The organism is Nocardioides marmoribigeumensis, assembly GCF_031458325.1.
Taxonomy (GTDB): domain Bacteria; phylum Actinomycetota; class Actinomycetes; order Propionibacteriales; family Nocardioidaceae; genus Marmoricola_A; species Marmoricola_A marmoribigeumensis.
Map to the genome: position 1 here is coordinate 1,570,621 of NZ_JAVDYG010000001.1, position 16,086 is coordinate 1,586,706.

The 16,086-nt window shown below is 74.1% G+C and carries 18 protein-coding genes; 10 read left to right on the top strand and 8 right to left on the bottom strand.

Annotated elements, in window-relative coordinates; all coding sequences use genetic code 11:
* Positions 1-4 precede the first annotated feature (4 nt).
* The 3 genes from J2S63_RS07465 to cysS form a co-directional block, all read right to left on the bottom strand.
* Positions 5-562, bottom strand: a complete 558-nt coding sequence (locus tag J2S63_RS07465) for an urease accessory protein UreF (protein WP_310300673.1) — start codon at positions 560-562, stop codon at positions 5-7.
* A gap of 111 nt (positions 563-673) precedes the next feature.
* Positions 674-1,621 (bottom strand): 23S rRNA (guanosine(2251)-2'-O)-methyltransferase RlmB, encoded by a 948-nt coding sequence (rlmB, locus tag J2S63_RS07470; protein WP_310300676.1) that lies wholly within the window; start codon positions 1,619-1,621, stop codon positions 674-676.
* Between the two features lie 30 nt (positions 1,622-1,651).
* Positions 1,652-3,064: a cysteine--tRNA ligase gene (cysS, locus tag J2S63_RS07475; RefSeq protein WP_310300679.1), complete on the bottom strand. Its 1,413-nt coding sequence runs from the start codon at positions 3,062-3,064 to the stop codon at positions 1,652-1,654.
* Positions 3,065-3,180: 116 nt separating this feature from the next.
* Between cysS and J2S63_RS07480 the strand changes: the two genes are divergently transcribed.
* The 3 genes from J2S63_RS07480 to J2S63_RS07490 all read left to right on the top strand — a co-directional run bounded on the left by J2S63_RS07480 (position 3,181) and on the right by J2S63_RS07490 (position 5,624).
* Positions 3,181-4,440: a C39 family peptidase gene (locus J2S63_RS07480; protein WP_310300682.1), complete on the top strand. Its 1,260-nt coding sequence runs from the start codon at positions 3,181-3,183 to the stop codon at positions 4,438-4,440.
* 46 nt (positions 4,441-4,486) lie between these two features.
* Positions 4,487-5,047 (top strand): hemerythrin domain-containing protein, encoded by a 561-nt coding sequence (locus J2S63_RS07485; protein ID WP_310300684.1) that lies wholly within the window; start codon positions 4,487-4,489, stop codon positions 5,045-5,047.
* Between the two features lie 64 nt (positions 5,048-5,111).
* Complete coding sequence (locus J2S63_RS07490; RefSeq protein WP_310300687.1) at positions 5,112-5,624, top strand: hypothetical protein; 513 nt, start codon at positions 5,112-5,114, stop codon at positions 5,622-5,624.
* Here J2S63_RS07490 and J2S63_RS07495 read toward each other — a convergent pair.
* Both J2S63_RS07495 and J2S63_RS07500 read right to left on the bottom strand, forming a co-directional pair.
* On the bottom strand, positions 5,600-6,163 hold the full coding sequence (locus J2S63_RS07495; RefSeq protein WP_310300690.1) for a GNAT family N-acetyltransferase: 564 nt from the start codon (positions 6,161-6,163) through the stop codon (positions 5,600-5,602). The genes J2S63_RS07490 and J2S63_RS07495 overlap by 25 nt on opposite strands.
* A 40-nt stretch (positions 6,164-6,203) precedes the next feature.
* Positions 6,204-7,757, bottom strand: coding sequence for a molybdopterin-dependent oxidoreductase (locus tag J2S63_RS07500; protein WP_310300694.1), 1,554 nt, complete (start codon positions 7,755-7,757; stop codon positions 6,204-6,206).
* A 48-nt stretch (positions 7,758-7,805) separates the two neighbouring features.
* Here J2S63_RS07500 and ispF point away from each other — a divergent pair, with 48 nt between their 5' ends.
* From ispF to J2S63_RS07515, 3 genes are read left to right on the top strand one after another with little or no spacing between them, the layout of a single operon-like run.
* On the top strand, positions 7,806-8,312 hold the full coding sequence (gene ispF, locus J2S63_RS07505) for a 2-C-methyl-D-erythritol 2,4-cyclodiphosphate synthase (RefSeq protein ID WP_310300700.1): 507 nt from the start codon (positions 7,806-7,808) through the stop codon (positions 8,310-8,312).
* The gene (locus J2S63_RS07510; protein WP_310300702.1) at positions 8,309-9,232 is read left to right on the top strand and encodes an alpha/beta fold hydrolase; all 924 of its coding nucleotides are present in this window, start codon (positions 8,309-8,311) and stop codon (positions 9,230-9,232) included. Before ispF ends, J2S63_RS07510 begins: the two co-directional genes overlap by 4 nt.
* Positions 9,229-9,891, top strand: a complete 663-nt coding sequence (locus J2S63_RS07515) for an IspD/TarI family cytidylyltransferase (RefSeq protein WP_310300705.1) — start codon at positions 9,229-9,231, stop codon at positions 9,889-9,891. Before J2S63_RS07510 ends, J2S63_RS07515 begins: the two co-directional genes overlap by 4 nt.
* A gap of 21 nt (positions 9,892-9,912) precedes the next feature.
* Here the strand turns inward: J2S63_RS07515 and J2S63_RS07520 are convergent, their stop codons facing one another.
* Positions 9,913-10,884: an ArsR/SmtB family transcription factor gene (locus tag J2S63_RS07520; RefSeq protein ID WP_310300708.1), complete on the bottom strand. Its 972-nt coding sequence runs from the start codon at positions 10,882-10,884 to the stop codon at positions 9,913-9,915.
* A 58-nt stretch (positions 10,885-10,942) separates the two neighbouring features.
* Between J2S63_RS07520 and J2S63_RS07525 the strand changes: the two genes are divergently transcribed.
* Positions 10,943-12,274, top strand: coding sequence for an MFS transporter (locus tag J2S63_RS07525; protein WP_310300709.1), 1,332 nt, complete (start codon positions 10,943-10,945; stop codon positions 12,272-12,274).
* A 377-nt stretch (positions 12,275-12,651) separates the two neighbouring features.
* On the opposite strand, the gene J2S63_RS07530 is transcribed toward J2S63_RS07525, so the two are convergent.
* Entirely contained in the window at positions 12,652-13,137 is a 486-nt protein-coding gene (locus tag J2S63_RS07530; RefSeq protein WP_310300712.1) for a CarD family transcriptional regulator, read from the bottom strand.
* Positions 13,138-13,318: 181 nt separating this feature from the next.
* Here J2S63_RS07530 and J2S63_RS07535 point away from each other — a divergent pair, with 181 nt between their 5' ends.
* The 3 genes from J2S63_RS07535 to J2S63_RS07545 are packed head-to-tail and all read left to right on the top strand — an operon-like array spanning position 13,319 to position 15,403.
* A complete protein-coding gene (locus tag J2S63_RS07535; protein WP_310300714.1) occupies positions 13,319-14,035 on the top strand; it encodes a UbiA family prenyltransferase in 717 nt (238 codons plus the stop codon).
* Between the two features lie 40 nt (positions 14,036-14,075).
* A complete protein-coding gene (locus tag J2S63_RS07540) occupies positions 14,076-14,624 on the top strand; it encodes a hypothetical protein (protein WP_310300716.1) in 549 nt (182 codons plus the stop codon).
* An 8-nt stretch (positions 14,625-14,632) separates the two neighbouring features.
* Positions 14,633-15,403 carry a phosphoglyceromutase gene (locus J2S63_RS07545; RefSeq protein WP_310300719.1) on the top strand — a complete coding sequence of 257 codons (771 nt, stop codon included), beginning with the start codon at positions 14,633-14,635 and terminating at the stop codon, positions 15,401-15,403.
* A gap of 15 nt (positions 15,404-15,418) precedes the next feature.
* Here J2S63_RS07545 and phoU read toward each other — a convergent pair whose 3' ends face one another.
* A complete protein-coding gene (phoU, locus tag J2S63_RS07550; protein ID WP_310300721.1) occupies positions 15,419-16,069 on the bottom strand; it encodes a phosphate signaling complex protein PhoU in 651 nt (216 codons plus the stop codon).
* Between the last annotated feature and the right edge of the window lie 17 nt (positions 16,070-16,086).

The window sequence follows — 16,086 nt, forward strand, 5'->3', positions numbered from 1 at the left end:
AGGCTCAGCAGCCGCAGGCTGCGGCGGTGGGCCCGGCGACCACCTCGTGCAGGGCCAGCATCGCCGCCTCGATCCGGACGAGGCCGAAGGACGCCGCGGCAGCACCCAGCGCGACCGGTTGGTGCGGGGTCCGACCCAGGTGGGCGAGCCGCGGGTCGGGGCGGATCGCCTCGAGGACCCGCAACAGCTGCCGTCCCAGCTGCCGTGACGTCGCGCGCTGCGCAGGTGACGGCATGCGGGCGTCGGTCTCGAGGTCCAGCGTCGTCAGCCGGGGGACGTCACCGTCGGTCACCGCCCCGCACGCGGCCGAGGCGACCCCGGCGGCGACCAGCCCCACGGTGGCAGCACGACCGCGCAGGAACGACTCCAAGGACGCGATGTCGTGGACCCGGCCAGCCTCGATGGACGGCTCGAGGCCACCGGAGTGGGCGTAGCCGCCGGCCGGGAACCGGCCGTCGGCGAGCAGCAGCAGCGCGGCCAGGCCGCCCGCACCCTTCCCGCCGACGTCGAACGCACGCCGGTCGTCCTCGGCGTGAGCCATGTCCTCGATCGGCGACGACATCGGACCTCCGACCCGACTACTGGAGATAGCCGTAGTCGTCATCACACCACGCGGGCCAAACCCCGGCGGGCCCGGGTTGCCCGCACGGGACGACGGCAACGATCCAGACCGTCAGGCGCGGCGGCGGGCGATCTCGTAGAGCGCGACCCCGGCGGCGACCCCGGCATTGAGCGACTCCAGCTGGTTGGTCATCGGGATCGAGACCAGCTGGTCGCAGGTCTCCGAGACCAGGCGGCCGAGCCCGTCGCCCTCGGAGCCGACGACGAGCACCAGCGGCCCGTCGGCGAGGTCGAGGTCGGGCAGGGAGACCTCCCCGTCGGCGGCCAGGCCGACGACCATGCAGCCCGCCTCCTGGAGGTCCTTGAGCGCGCGCACCAGGTTGGTCGCCTGCGCGACCGGGATGCGCGCGGCGGCGCCCGCGGAGGTCTTCCACGCCGACGCGGTCATGCCCGCGGCACGTCGCTCCGGGATGACGACGCCGTGCGCGCCGAACCCGGCCGCGGAGCGTACGACGGCCCCGAGGTTGCGCGGGTCCGTCACCGAGTCCAGCGCGACGATCAGCGGGGGCTCACCGGCCTCGGCGGCGCGGTCGAGCAGGTCGGTGTGGTGGGCGTAGGTGTACGGCGGCACCTTGGCCGCCAGCCCCTGGTGCACCGCGCGGTCGGTGAGCCGGTCGAGCTCGTTCTTGGTGACCTCGAGCAGCGCGATGCCCCGCTCGGCCACGATGCGGAACACCTCGCGGAGCCGGCCGTCGCGCTCGGCCCCCTCGGCGACGTACACCGTGGTGACCGGCACCCCGGCCCGCAGCGCCTCGACGACGGAGTTGCGGCCGGCGACCCACTCGGTGTCGGTCTGCTTGGAGCGCCGCGGGCGACCCTTCGAGGACTCGGCCTCGGCGCGCTTCTTGGCCTTGAACGCCTTGTGGTTCTCGCGCTCGGCGGCCTTGGGGGTGGGTCCCCTGCCCTCGAGGCCACGGCGCACGCGTCCGCCGGAGCCCGCCGTGGGGTTGCCGCCGGCCCGCTTGCGGACCGCTCCGCGTCGGGATGAGTTGCCGGGCATGTGGTGTCCTGTTCGTGAGGGGTGGAGGGATCAGCGGAGCGACCAGGAGGAGCCCTGGGGCCCGTCCTCGATCTCGATGCCGGCCGCCTTGACCTGGTCGCGGATCGCGTCGGCGGTGGCGAAGTCCTTGGCGGCTCGGGCTTCTTGTCGTTGTGACAGGAGATGGCCGACGAGGGTGTCGACCGCGGAGCGGAGCAGCTCCTCGTCGCCGCCGCCCGAGCCCCGGTCCCAGGCCGGGTCGAACGGGTCGAGCCCGAGGACCGCCAGCATGCCGCGGACGGAGCCGGCCGCGCCGCGCAGCGCGGTCTCGTCGCCGGAGGTGAGCGCCTTGTTGCCCTCGCGCACGACCTCGAAGATCGCGGCGAAGGCGGCGGGGGTCGACAGGTCGTCGTCGAGGGCGGTCTCGAAGTCGGCGCACGAGACGCCCAGCGGCACCTCACCACCGATGACTTCCTGTGCACGCGACAAGAAGTGCTCGATGCGCTGGAAGCCCTGCGCGGCCTCGTCGAGCGCCTCGAACGAGAACTCCACGTGGGAGCGGTAGTGCGCCGAGACCATGTAGTAGCGCAGCTCGATGGCGCGCACCCGCTGGAGCACCGCGGGCACGACGAGGCTGTTGCCCAGCGACTTGCTCATCTTCTCGCCGGCGGTCGTGATCCACGCGTTGTGCATCCACGTGGAGGCGAAGCCGAACCCGGCCGCGCGCGACTGGGCCTGCTCGTTCTCGTGGTGCGGGAAGCGCAGGTCGAGCCCGCCGCCGTGGATGTCGAAGGCCTCACCGAGGTACTTCGAGGCCATCGCCGAGCACTCGATGTGCCACCCCGGGCGGCCGCGGCCCCACGGGGCGGGCCACGACGCGGTCTCCGGCTCGCTGTCCTTGCGGCCCTTCCACAGCGCGAAGTCGCGGGGGTCCCGCTTGCCGCGGGGGTCGGCGTCCTCGGCGGGGGTCATGTCGTCGACGCGCTGCCCCGACACCTCGCCGTACGACGGCCAGGAGCGCACGTCGAAGTAGACGTCGCCCGAGCCGTCGGCGGCGGTGTAGGCGTGGCCCCGCTCGATCAGCCGCTGGATCAGCTCGACCATCTCGGGGATGTGGCCGGTGGCCAGCGGCTCGTAGGTCGGGGGCAGCAGGTTGAGCGCGTCGTAGGCGGCGGTGAGCTCGCGCTGCATGGCGTAGGCGAGGTTGTACCAGGGCCGCCCCTGCTCGGCCGACTTCACCAGGATCTTGTCGTCGATGTCGGTGATGTTGCGGATGAAGGTGACCTCGAGGCCGCGGTAGGTCAGCCAGCGCCGCAGCACGTCGAAGTTCACCGCCGACCGCACGTGGCCGACGTGGGGCTCGCTCTGCACGGTCAGGCCACAGACGTAGATCCCCACCCGGCCCTCGTGCAGGGGCACGAAGTCGCGGACCTCGCGGGAGACGGAGTCGTAGAGCCTGATCACCGGGCGATTCTACGGGGAGCACGGGCTCGCGCTGCCCGCCGCGGGATCACCCACCCCCGCGGGGCAGATGTGACGAAAACGCACCAACGGGACACGAGCGCACGTACCGTCGTGCGGTGCGCACGCTCCTCGTCCCCCTCGCGGCCCTCGCGGTCGTGGTCTCGACAGGCTCGACCACCGAGGCCCGGCCGACCACCGAGGTCCGGTCGACCACCGTGGCCCGGCCGACCACCGACGCCCGCGCGACGGCCCCCGCCCGGCACGTGTCCTACCGCTCCTGGGACACCGACGACCAGCTCCGCGCCGGCACGCTCCGGGGCACCACCGTGACCAGCGGGACGGTCCGCCTCGCGCCGGGGGCCGACCGCGGCACGTGGACGAGTCCGTGGGTGACCCCGCGCTTCGCCGCGACCGAGCTGATCCCGAGCTGGGACGCGATGACCCCCGGCGCGTCCCGCCTGGTCGTCGAGGTCCGCGGCCGCACGAGCGCCGGACCGACCAGCTGGGACACCGCCGCCACCTGGGCGTACGGCGACCGCTGGCTCCGCCGGGCCAGCGGCAGCTCCCAGCCCGACGACGGTGGCCGGATGTCCTACGACACCTGGCTGACCAACGCCTCGGCCGGCGTGTCCGGCTGGCAGCTCCGGGTCACGCTGCGCCGCCCCGCGGGCAGCACCGCGGCCCCCTCGGTCGACACCGTCGGCGCGGTCGCCAGCCGGCTGCCGCAGGTCAGCGACGTCACCACCTCGACCCCCCGCCCGGCGCCCAACAAGGCCCTGGGCACGGTCCTCCCGGTCCCCCGCTTCAGCCAGATGACCCACGAGGGCGACTACCCGCAGTACGACGGCGGCGGCGAGGCCTGGTGCTCCCCCACCTCGACCACGATGGTGCTGGGCTACTACGACGCCCTGCCCAGCCCGTCGGCGTACTCCTGGGTGGCGGACGGCCACCCCGACCCGCAGGTCGACCACGCCGCGCGCATGGTCTACGACGCGACGCTGCAGGGCACGGGCAACTGGGCGTTCAACACCGCCTACGCCGCCCGACGGGCGGGCCGCGCCCACGTCACCCGGCTGCGCGACCTGCGCGGGGCCGAGGCGTGGATCGCCAAGGGCGTGCCCCTGGTCGTCTCCGTCTCGTTCGGCCGCGGCCAGCTGACCGGCGCGCCGATCTCGAGCACCGCCGGCCACCTGCTCGTGATCGTCGGCTTCACCAGGTCGGGCGACGTCGTGGTCAACGACCCGGCGGCGGCGACCAGGAAGGGCGTGCGCCGCACCTACGACCGGGGCCAGTTCGAGGACGCGTGGCTCAAGCGCTACCCCTCCGGCGGCTCGATGAAGGGCTCCGGCGGCGTGGCGTACGTCATCCGCCGATGACGCCGCGGCGCGTGTAGCCGGCGCCCGGGCGGGACACAGGACCACCATGACCGACACCAAGGACCTTCCCGAGGGCGACGTCGTCGCCATCCTGCTCGAGCAGCACCAGCGCATCGAGGACCTCCTCGACGAGGTGGGCACCAGCGAGGGCGACGAGCGCCAGCAGCTCTTCGAGGAGCTCCGCGCCCTCCTCGCCGTGCACGAGACGGCCGAGGAGATGGTCCTGCGCCCGGTCACGATCGACGTGGCCGGCAAGGACGTCGCCGACGCCCGCAACGACGAGGAGCGCGAGGCCAACAAGGTGCTCAAGACCCTCGAGGCGGTCGACGCGGCCGGCGACGACTTCCTGACCACGTTCGAGGAACTCCGGGCCGCGGTGCTCGCGCACGCCAAGGCGGAGGAGACCGAGGAGTTCCCCGCGATCCTCGCCGGCTGCGACGAGGACCAGCGACGCGGCATGGGCACCCTGCTGCGCGCCGCGGAGAAGGTCGCCCCGACCCGGGCCCACCCGATCGCCGCGGGCTCGCCCGTGCGCCAGGCAGCGCTCGGGCCGATGGCCTCGGTCGTCGACCGGACCCGCGACGCCATCTCGGCCGCCCTGTCCTGAGCCGGGGTTGAACCGCACCGGCCGGGGATACTCCGGACGTCCCGACCCCTCACCAGGAGCAGCCTTGAGCATCTCGACGAGCGCCCTGCGCGCCCTGCACGACGTCGGTCTCGCCGCCTGGTTCGGCGGCGGGCTGATGGGGGCGGTGGGGGTCAACAGCACCGCCCGACGGGCCGACAACCTCTCCGAGCGCCACGAGCTCTCCGCCCACCCGTGGGAGCGCTGGGCGCCGGTCAACGCGGCCGCCGTCGGTGCCCACCTGGTCGGTGCCACCGGCCTGCTGCTCACCGACCGGGACACCCTGGCCCACCGGCCCGGGGCCCGCAGGACCGCCCTGGTCAAGGGCGGGCTGACCGGCGCCGCGCTCGCGCTGACCGTGCTGGCCGAGCGCCGGGCCGCCCTGGTGGAGCGTCAGGCCGCGCAGTCGGGGGCCGGTCCCGACGAGCCGGGCAACCTCTCGCCGGGCGACTTCGCCCACGCCCAGGACGAGCTGCGGGTGCTGCGTTGGTCGGTGACCGGCCTGACCGGCGTCGTCCTGGTCCTCGGCTCGGTTCAGGCGCGCAGGTCGACCCAGTAGCGCCGCTTGCCGTGGCGCACGTCCTCGAGCACCCCGCCGTTGCGCAGGATGGTCGCCGCGGACGCCTCGTTGTCGTCGTCGCAGGTGATCAGCGCGCGGTCGACGCCCAGGGAGCGCAGGTGGTCCAGCCCCCACGCGCAGGCGTACGTCGCGAGGCCGCGCCGGCGCGCGGACGGCCGGACTGAGTAGCCGATGTGGCCGCCCTCCTCGAGCCGGAAGTCGTTGAGCTCGTGCCGCACCGACAGGAACCCGAGCACCTGGTCGCGCTCGGTGATCCAGCGCTTGGTGTCCGGCACCATCGCGAAGCCGCGGGCCACGTCGCCGTCGGCGAGCCGGGGCATCGCCTCGGCGTACGCCGCGAACCGCTCGGGGTCGGCGAGGTCGCCGGCGAACCACGGCTCGCCCCGCACCTCGTCGAGCGGCAGGTGGTCGGGCGTGATGCCGGAGCCGTGCGGGTAGTCGCCGGCGGCGGCGTACTCCGCCAGCGCCTCGAGGAACGGCGAGTGCAACGACGGGCGCGGGACGACGAGCTCGGGCATTAGTCGAGCCTAGGAAACCCAGCCCTGCAAGGCGATCGGTTTACTCCGCGGTGAACTCGACGGAGTCCCAGCCGGAGGCGCCGTCGGGCACCACGTCGGTGCGCACCGACGTCTGGGTCTCGCCCGACCGGTCGGTGGCGCGGACGGTGAGCCGGTGCACGCCGGGGCCGACGTCGACCGTGCCGTGCCACTGCACCCAGGTGTCGACCGAGGGCACCCGGGCCAGCTCGACCTCCTGCCAGCCCTTGCCGTCGAGCTGCACCTCCACCTTGTCGATGCCGAGGTGCTGGGCCCAGGCGACGCCCGCGACGGTCACCGAGCCGGCCGCGACGCGGTGGTTGGCGCGGGGCACGTCGATGCGCGACTGGGTCTTGATCGGGCACTTCTCCGCCCACCCGCGCTCGGTCCAGAACGCGTCGACGTCGGAGAACCGCGTGACCTCGAGGTCGACCAGCCACTTCGTGGCGGAGACGAAGCCGTAGAGGCCGGGCACGACCATCCGCACCGGGAACCCGTGCTCGACCGGCAGCGGCTCGCCGTTCATCGCGATCGCCAGCAGCGCGTCGCGGCCGTCGGTCAGCGCCTGCACCGGGGTCCCGCAGGTCCAGCCGTCCTCGGAGGTCTGCAGGACCGCGTCCGCGCCGTCCTGCACCCCCGCCTCGCGCAGCAGGTCGGCGATGCGGACGCCGCTCCAGTGGGCGTTGCCGACCAGCGACCCGCCCACCTCGTTGGACACGCAGCAGAGCGTCACCCAGGCCTCGGTGAGCTCGCGGGCCAGGAGGTCGTCGTAGGACAGCCGGATCTCCTTGTCGACCATCCCGTGGATGCGCAGCGACCAGTCCTCCTTGCGGATCGCGGGCACGCCGATGGTGGTGTCGATCAGGTAGAAGTCGCGGTTGGGCGTGCGCCAGGGCGCCAGGCCCTCGAGACCGAGGTCGGCGCCGGCGGGGACCGTCCCGCGGGTCACCGGCAGGTCGAGCGAGGCGATGTCGCGCTCGACCTCGCGGCGCTTGCGGCCGAACATCCCACCCACCAGACCGGCGGCCGCGGCCCCCAGGCCGACGAGCACGGCCCGGCGCAGGAAGGTACGCCGCCCGGCGTCCGCCCCGGCCGCCCCGTCCGGCCGGTCCGCCTCGTCCGCCCCGTCCCGGTCGGCCCCGCGCAACGGGTCCAGCAGCACCGGCAGCACGAGCAGCCACGTGACCAGGCCGGTGACGACGGGCAGGAGGGAGGCCGGGTCGGCACCGGGTCGGCCGAGCGCGCAGGCCCCGGCGACCACCGCCATCGCGAGGAAGACGCCCTGGCCGCTCAGGTTGCTCCGCAGCCCCACCCGGCCGGCGACGGCGGCGAGCACGAGGAGGCCGACCAGCGTGCCGGCGCGCAGGAGCGGCTTGTCGTTCTGGCCCACCACGCTGACCAGCAGGTGGGCGATCTTGCCGGGCGTGAGCTCGATGACGGTCTCGGAGACCGCGCTCAACGGGGAGAGCCGCTGGCCCAGCAGCGAGGAGGTCGCCAGGGCCACTCCGAGGCCCGCAGCGCCGGTGAGGAGACCGGCGAGCGCGGCCGACCACCCCGCCACCCGGTCCTGTCGCATGCCCTCCATCGTGGACCATCCATCCAACGGATGCGCCATGATGCGGTCGTGCCCGCCGACGTGTCCCCGCCGCACGACCCGCCCCTGCCGAGGGTCGGGGTCGGCACCGACGTCCACGCCTTCTCCGCCGACCCCGCCCGTCCGATGTGGTTGGCGGGGCTGCACTTCCCGGGTGACGAGCCCGGTCTCGAGGGCCACTCCGACGCCGACGTGGCCGCGCACGCGGCGTGCGACGCGCTCCTGTCCGCGGCCGGGCTCGGCGACCTGGGCAGCAACTTCGGCACCGCCGAGCCCCAGTGGGCCGGGGCGTCCGGCGCCACGCTCCTGGCCGAGACGGCCCGTCGCGTCCGCGAGGCCGGCTTCGTGGTGGGCAACGTCGCGGTCCAGGTGATCGGCAACCGCCCCCGCCTCGGCCCCCGCCGCGCCGAGGCCCAGACCGCGCTGAGCGAGGCGGCCGGCGCCCCGGTCACCGTCTCGGCGACCACCACCGACGGCCTCGGGCTCACCGGACGCGGGGAGGGCGTCGCGGCGATCGCGACGGCGGTGGTGGTGTGAGCGACGACCTCCTCCGCACCCACGACGGCCTCCAGCTGCACGTCCGGGCGGAGGGCCCCGACGACGCCCCGGTGACCGTGGTGCTCGCGCACTGCTGGGTCAGCGACCACGACTCGTGGCGCTACCAGGTGCGCGACCTGCACGCCCGCTACGGCCACGACCTGCGCATCGTGACCTACGACCACCGCGGGCACGGACAGTCCGACCCGACCACCCGTGAAGCGGCGACGATCGCCAACCTGGGCAGGGACCTGGGCGCGGTGATCGACGCCTGCGCACCGCACGGGCCGCTGGTGCTGGCCGGCCACAGCATCGGCGGCATGACGATCATGGAGCTCGCCCTGCAGCGGCCCGAGCTGTTCCGGGAGCGGGTCGGCGGCGTCTGCTTCGTGGCCACCTCGGGCGGCTCGCTGCGGTCGGTCACCCTCGGTCTGCCCGACGCGGGGCCGTGGGTGAAGGACAAGATCCCCTACGTGCTGGCCTTCCGCTCCCGCACCCTGAGCCGCAAGCAGCGGCTGCGCGCCCCGGTCATCGAGTCGCTGGTCGTGCGGCGCTTCCTGTTCGGCGACACCATGCGGCTGCGCGACCACATGCTGCTGGTCGAGGGCCTGGTCAACGTGCCCGGCACGACCATGACCGGCTTCTTCGAGGACCTCATGGAGCACGAGCGCCACGGTCACCTCGACCAGGCGCTCGCCGGCATCCCCACGCTCGTGCTGGTCGGCGAGCGCGACCTGCTCACCCCACCGGCGCACGCCCGGGCGCTGACCAACGCCATCCCGGGCGCCCGGCTGATCACCTCTCCCGGCGCCGGCCACATGCTCCCGCTCGAGCGCGACCGCCACGTCTCGGACATGCTCGAGTCGCTCATCGACCCGCTCCTCGAGCAGGTCGCCGAGCCCGCCCCCGACGAACGATGAGCGTCGCGGCCGTCGTGCTCGCCGGCGGCTCCGGCAGCCGCCTCGGGGCCGACCGCAACAAGGTCCTGCTCACCCTGGGTGGCGAGTCCCTCCTGCGTCGCTCGGTCCGCACCGCCACCCTGGTGAGGGGGGTCGCGGTCGTCGTGGTCGTCGTACGCGCCGGAGACGAGCCCGACCTCGACGGCGACTGGCCGGTGCCGGTCGAGACCGCGCCGGGAGGCGGGACCCGCCACGCCTCCGAGTGGTCCGCGCTGCAGCACCTCCGGCCCCGCATCGGGTCCGGCGAGGTCGACGTGGTCGCGATCCACGACGCCGCCCGGCCGCTGGCCTCGGTCGCGCTGTGGGACACGGTCGTGTCCGCCGCCCGGGAGCACGGCGGTGCGCTGCCCGCCCGGCCGGCCGTGGGCGTCGTACGCCGTGACGGGGGCCCGGTCCCCGACCTGGTCACCGTGCAGACGCCGCAGGCGTTCCGGGCGGTCCCGCTGCTCGAGGCGTACGCCGCGGCGGAGCGCGACGGCTTCACCGGCACCGACACGGCGTCCTGCGTGACGGCCTACTCCGAGGTCCGCCTGCGGGCCGTCGACGGGGAGGTGACCAATCTCAAGGTCACCTGGGCCGAGGACCTGCCGCTGGCCGAGCGGCTGCTCCGGCGCCGCTGATCTCCGACACTGGCGCCACTGTCAGGGCGGACCGCCCGCCGCGGAGGCGACGAGCGCGTCGCCGGCCTGGGTGCGGCGGTAGAGCACCGAGCGGCCCGAGCGCCGGCGCCCGACGAGCCCCGCCTCGCGCAGGACGGTCAGGTGGTTGCCGACCGACCCGACCGGCAGCCCGATGAGCGCGGCCAGCTGGGTGGTCGACGCCGGCTCGGCGAGCAGCCCCAGGATCCGCGCGCGGTTGGACCCGAGCAGCCGGTGCAGCGCCTGCGGAGCGACGGCCTCGGCGACGATCCCCATCCCCGAGGCCTGGTAGACGATCGCATAGCGCTGCGCGGGCAGGTGCCACAGCACCGAGCTGGTCGGGCTGCTGACCGGGTGGAACGACAGGGTCGCGCCGCTGCCCAGGTGCTTGGGTGGCAGCTGGTGGCCGCTGATCCGTACGCGCCCCTCGCCGAGGTAGGCCCGGCCCATGCCCTCCAGCGCCGCGCTCCACCCGCCGGAGGCCAGCGCCGCGGTGCGCGAGACGACGTCGGCCTCGAGCACGTGGCGCCGGCGCGGCCACTCCTCGGCCAGCGTCGTGTCCCAGGTCCACTGCATCAGGTCGGCGACCGCGTCCCCGAGCCCGGTCGTGGTCTCGAGCACCTCCGGCAGCCGGTCGCGGCCGTGCGTCTGCCGCAGGTCCGCCCGCACCTGCTCGTCCGAGAGCGCCCGCACGCCGGCCAGCTCCTCGACGAGGTCGCCGACCCGTTCGGGCGCCGCGGTGAGGCAGTCGGCGACCCAGCGCGGCCCGAACCCCTCGGCGACGATCGCCGCCCACAGGGGCCGGGTTGCCATGGTCATCTGGTACGCCGCCGCGTGCCGGGCGTACCACCCCGCCAGCCACGGCGGCGGCGACCCGCGTCGCAGCAGCCCCAGCGCCGCCAGGGTCTCGGCCGAGGTGGACACCGCGAACCTCGCCCGCGCGAGCACGTCCGGCGCCAGCACCCAGTCGCTCATGTTTCGCCTCCTCACGAAACTCTAGGCCGCGTCGTCGTACGCCGGGAGGCTCGCCCTCGTGACGACGTACACCTCCCTGCTGCGGCTGCGCGAGTTCCGCGCACTCTTCGGCGCCCAGGCCGCGAACGTGCTGGCCGGCTCGCTGGCCGGGCTGGCGCTGGCCACCCTGGTCGACCGGGCGACCGGGTCCCCGCTGCTCACCGCGCTCGCGGTCTTCGCCCCGACCCTGGCCAACGTGCTGGGCGCCGCGACCGCGATGTCGCTGGCCGACGGCCGCTCGCCGCGGGCCGCGGTCGTCGCGCTCCAGGCGGCGATCGCGCTGGGGCTGCTGGCGCAGGCCCTGCCGGGGCTGCCCCTGTGGGCCCGGTTCGCGCTCCTGCTGCTGATGGGCCTGCTGAGCTCGGTCAGCGGCGGCATCCGCACCGCGGTGATGTCGGAGGTCGTCGGCATCGAGGCCTACGCGCGGGCGCGCTCGCTGCTCAACGTCTCCGTGGGCGTGATGCAGGTCGCGGGCTACGCGCTCGGGGCGGGGGTGCTGGCCGCGGTCGGCCCGTCCCGCACGTTCCTGCTCGCCGCCGGGCTCGCCGCGACCTCCACGCTCACCCTCCGCCTGGGCGTACGCCGGCACTCGGTCCGCGCGGCCGTCCGCCCGTCCCTGCGCCAGACGGCCACGACCAACGCGTGGCTCGCGCGGCAGCGCCCCCTGCGCCCCGTGCTGCTCGCCCTGTGGGTGCCCAACGGGCTCGTCGTGGGGTGCGAGGCGCTGTTCGTGCCCTACGCGGGCGAGCGGGGCGGCTGGCTGTTCATGGCAGCCGCGGTGGGGATGCTCGCCGGCGACCTCGTCGTGGGGCGGGTGCTCACCCCCGCCTGGCGTGCCCGCGTCGGGCCGTGGCTGCGGCTGCAGCTCGCGGTGCCGTTCCTGTTCTTCGCGCTCTCGCCGGGGCTGCCGGTGGCGATGGTCCTCGCGGCCGTGGCGTGCGTCGGCTATGCCGCGACCCTGCCCCTCCAGGAGCTCCTGCTCGTCCTCACGCCCGACCGCGTGCGGGGCCAGGTGCAGGGCGTCGAGCAGGCGGGCCGGATGACCTGCCAGGGGCTGGGCGCGGTGCTGGCCGGGACGGTTGCCGAGGTGGTGCCGGTCGGCACCGCGATGGGCGTGATGGCCGTGCTGTCGGTGCTGGTCACGCTCGCGGTGATGCCGGGGGTGGCGCGCTCAGGCCGCTCACTGGTCGAGCAGCGCGACCTCGGCGGCGTCGACGAGCCGGCGGGCCGCGACGGGGACCTCGACGAGCACCACGGGGACCCCGCTGTCGAGGAGCCGCGCGACGAGGCCGGGCAGGTCGTCGTCGGCCGGGACCCGGTCGCGGAGGGACGCGGGCACCACGACCGGTGAGCACACCGCGACGAGACCGTCGCGGTCGACGCCGGGGCCGACGTACCCGTCCTCGAGCGTCGTGACCGTGTCGGTCACCGGCCGGACGCCGACGGCGACCGCGCCGACCGCGGAGGCGACCACCCGGCGTACGTCGTCGGCGGTGAGGCCCGGGCACCGCTCGTCCAGCAGGACCAGGCCGTCATCGGGGCCCGCCTGGCCCTCGCCGATCCCGAGCTCGCCCGGCAGGCGGGACAGGCGACCCTGCCAGGCAGTGCCCACCAGGCCCGCCCACGACACGACCGTGCCCGTCCAGCTGCTCACGGGGCCAGCCTCCCAGGAAACCGAAGGGCCCCCGGACCTGGTGGTCCGGGGGCCCTGCTGACGTGGGTCACGCCTCAGGAGGCGAGCACCTCGTCGAGGATCGTCTCGGCCTTGTCCTCGTTGGTGGACTCGGCCAGCGCGAGCTCGGAGACGAGGATCTGGCGCGCCTTGGCCAGCATCCGCTTCTCACCCGCGGACAGGCCGCGGTCGCGCTCGCGGCGCCAGAGGTCGCGCACGACCTCCGCCACCTTCATGACGTCCCCGGAGTGCAGCTTCTCGAGGTTGGCCTTGTAGCGCCGCGACCAGTTGGTCGGCTCCTCGGTGTGCGGTGCCCTCAGGACGTCGAAGACCCGCTCCAGCCCGGCCTTGTCGACGACGTCACGGACGCCGACCAGATCCAGGTTGCACGCGGGGACTCGAACGACGAGATCCTGTTGGGCGACGATGCGAAGCACGAGGTAGAGCTTGTCCTCGCCCTTGATCGTCCGGGTTTCGATGTTTTCGATCACGGCAGCGCCGTGGTTCGGGTAGACAACCGTTTCGCCGACGGTGAAGGTCATGTGTCAGTTACCCCTTTCCAGGTGACCAGTCTAACACGTCGCGAATCGGACATCGTTTCCGTTTGCGCAGGTCAGAGGCCTGTGAGGGCTTGACAAATGCTCTTTACATGTGCCGTGCCGGGGCAGCGCGCCTCGGTCGTGGCGCCACGGCTCGGCGGCTCCACGGCCCTAGCATGCGCCCATGCAGTTCCGACGAAACCCTGGCTACGTCCCCGCCCTGGCGCTGGCCGCGCACCCCTTCCAGGGGCTCGCGATCGCCGCCGGGACGGCCCTGGCCGCGGTCCTCGCCGGACGTGCCCTCCGCGAGGTCGGGGTGGTGTTCGTGGCGGTGCTGCTGGGCCGCCTGACCTACGGCTGGCTCAACGACGTGGCCGACCGCCACCGCGACATCGCCGTGGAGCGGCCGGACAAGCCCCTGGCCCGGGAGTGGGTCGACCCGGGCAGCCTCACCTTCGCCACCGCGGTCGTCGTCTGCTTCGTCGTGCCCCTGTCGATCACCACCGGCGTGGTCTCCGGCATCGCCCACCTGCTCTCGGTCGTGGCGGCCTGGACCTACAACACCCGGCTCAAGACCACCCCGCTGTCGTTCCTGCCGTGGGCGGTCAGCTTCGGCCTGCTGCCGGCGTACCTCTCCTACGGGGGGTGGGGCGGCGACTTCGAGGGCTCCCCGCCCACCTGGCCGGTCACCCTGCTGGCCGCGCTGCTCGGGGTGTGCGTGCACTTCATCGACGCGCTGCCCGACCTGGTCGTCGACAACCGCAACAAGCTGCGCAGCCTGCCGTTGGTCGTCGCCCTGCGCACCGGCGCCGCACGCCTGCTGGTGATCACCTCGGTGGTGACCGCCGCGACCGTCGCCGGGCTCGCCGTGGCGGGTCTCACGGTCGGTCTGACGCAGTAGCCCGCGCCCTCGGGGGGGCGGTTCCCCTAGACTCCCGGGCGTGACCGCCCGTGACCTGCCCGCCCGCGCCCGCACCGCCGCGCTGGCCACCGCGCTCCTGCTGTCCGTGCCGACCCTCGCCGCGTGCGCCGCGTCGGCGACCGACGAGGTCTACACGCCCACCAGGGGCGTGAACAACCGCGACGGCCAGGTCGACGTCCTGCACGCGCTGGTCGTCAGCGACGGCAAGGACAGCGGCCGCCTGATCGCCGGCCTGGTCAACGATGACCAGACCAAGGAGGACACGCTGACCGGCGTGACCGTCGACGGCGGCAGCGCCCAGGTCAAGCTCGGCGACGGCGAGACCACGATCCCGGCCGGCGGCCTGCTCCAGCTCGCCGACGACGACGCCGCCCAGGTGGAGGTCTCCGGCGTCAAGGCCGGCGGCTACGTCCGGGTCACCTTCCAGTTCGCCGACGCCGACCCCGCCACCCTCGACGTGCCCGTGCTGCAGCCCGGCCCGGACTTCGAGGACGTGCAGGTCCCCGGTCAGGTCACCCCGTCGGTCACCGCCGCGCAGGAGCCCACCCCCACCGACAGCGGGGAGTGACCGCGACCATGTCAGCACCGTCGGGCTCGGACGCGCCGTACACCCTGGTCCTGCTCCGCCACGGCGAGAGCGACTGGAACGCCAAGAATCTCTTCACCGGCTGGGTCGACGTCCCCCTGACCGACAAGGGCCGCGACGAGGCCGCCCGCGGCGGCACGCTGATGAGCGAGGCGGGCGTCCTGCCCGACGTGCTGCACACCTCGCTGCTGCGCCGCGCGATCACCACCGCCCAGCTCGCCCTCGACGCCTGCGAGCGGCACTGGGTCCCGGTCCGCCGGTCGTGGAGGCTCAACGAGCGCCACTACGGCGCCCTGCAGGGCAAGGACAAGAAGGCCACGCTCGCGGAGTACGGCGAGGAGCAGTTCATGCGCTGGCGCCGCTCCTACGACACCCCGCCGCCGCCGCTGGACGACGACTCGGAGTTCTCGCAGGTCGGTGACCCGCGCTACGCCGACCTGCCCGACGAGATCATGCCCCGCACCGAGTGCCTCGCCGACGTGATCGACCGGATGCTCCCCTACTGGTACGACGCGATCGTGCCCGACCTGCGCGCCGGCCGGACCGTCTGCGTCGCCGCCCACGGCAACTCGCTCCGCGCGCTGGTCAAGCACCTCGACGACATGTCCGAGGAGGCCGTCGTGGGGCTCAACATCCCCACCGGCATCCCGCTGGTCTACCGCCTCGACGAGCACCTGCGCCCGACCCACCGGGGCGGGGAGTACCTCGACCCCGACGCGGCGGCCGACGCGATCAAGGCCGTCGCCAACCAGGGCCGCTGAGGCAAGCGGCGGGCCTCAGAGGCGCTGGGGCACCTCGCCGGTGACCAGGTAGACCACCCGGCGACCCAGGGACACGGCGTGGTCGCCGATGCGCTCGTAGTAGCGACCCAGCAGCGCCACGTCGATCGCCGGCTCGACCCCGTGGGTCCAGGAGTCGCCGAGCAGCAGGCGGAACGAGCGGCGCCGCAGCTCGTCCATCTCCTCGTCGTCCTGCTCGAGGCGGCGGGCGGCGTCGAGGTCGCGGTCGGCGATCACCTCGGTGGCCTGGCCGACCATGTGGATCGCGACCTCGGCCATGCGCCGCATGGTGGGCTCGATCTCGGCCGGGACGGCGTACGCCGGCATGCGGAGCTGGGCGACCTTGGCCACGTGGACCGACAGGTCGCCCATCCGCTCGAGGTCGGAGACCATGCGGGTCGCGGCGACGAGGGTGCGCAGGTCGGTGGCGACCGGCTGCTGGCGGGCGAGGATGTCGAAGGCCCGCTCCTCGACGGCGGTGCGCAGCGCGTCGATCCGGGCGTCGTCGTCGACCACCTGGGCGGCGATGTGCGCGTCCGCGGTGAGCAGCGCGTGGGTCGCCCGGCTCACGGCCTGCTGCACCATCGTCGACAGGGTGACGAGGTCCTCGATCACGGAGTCGAGCTGGTCCAGGTAGGCGTCGCGCATGACCCCCACCATCACCG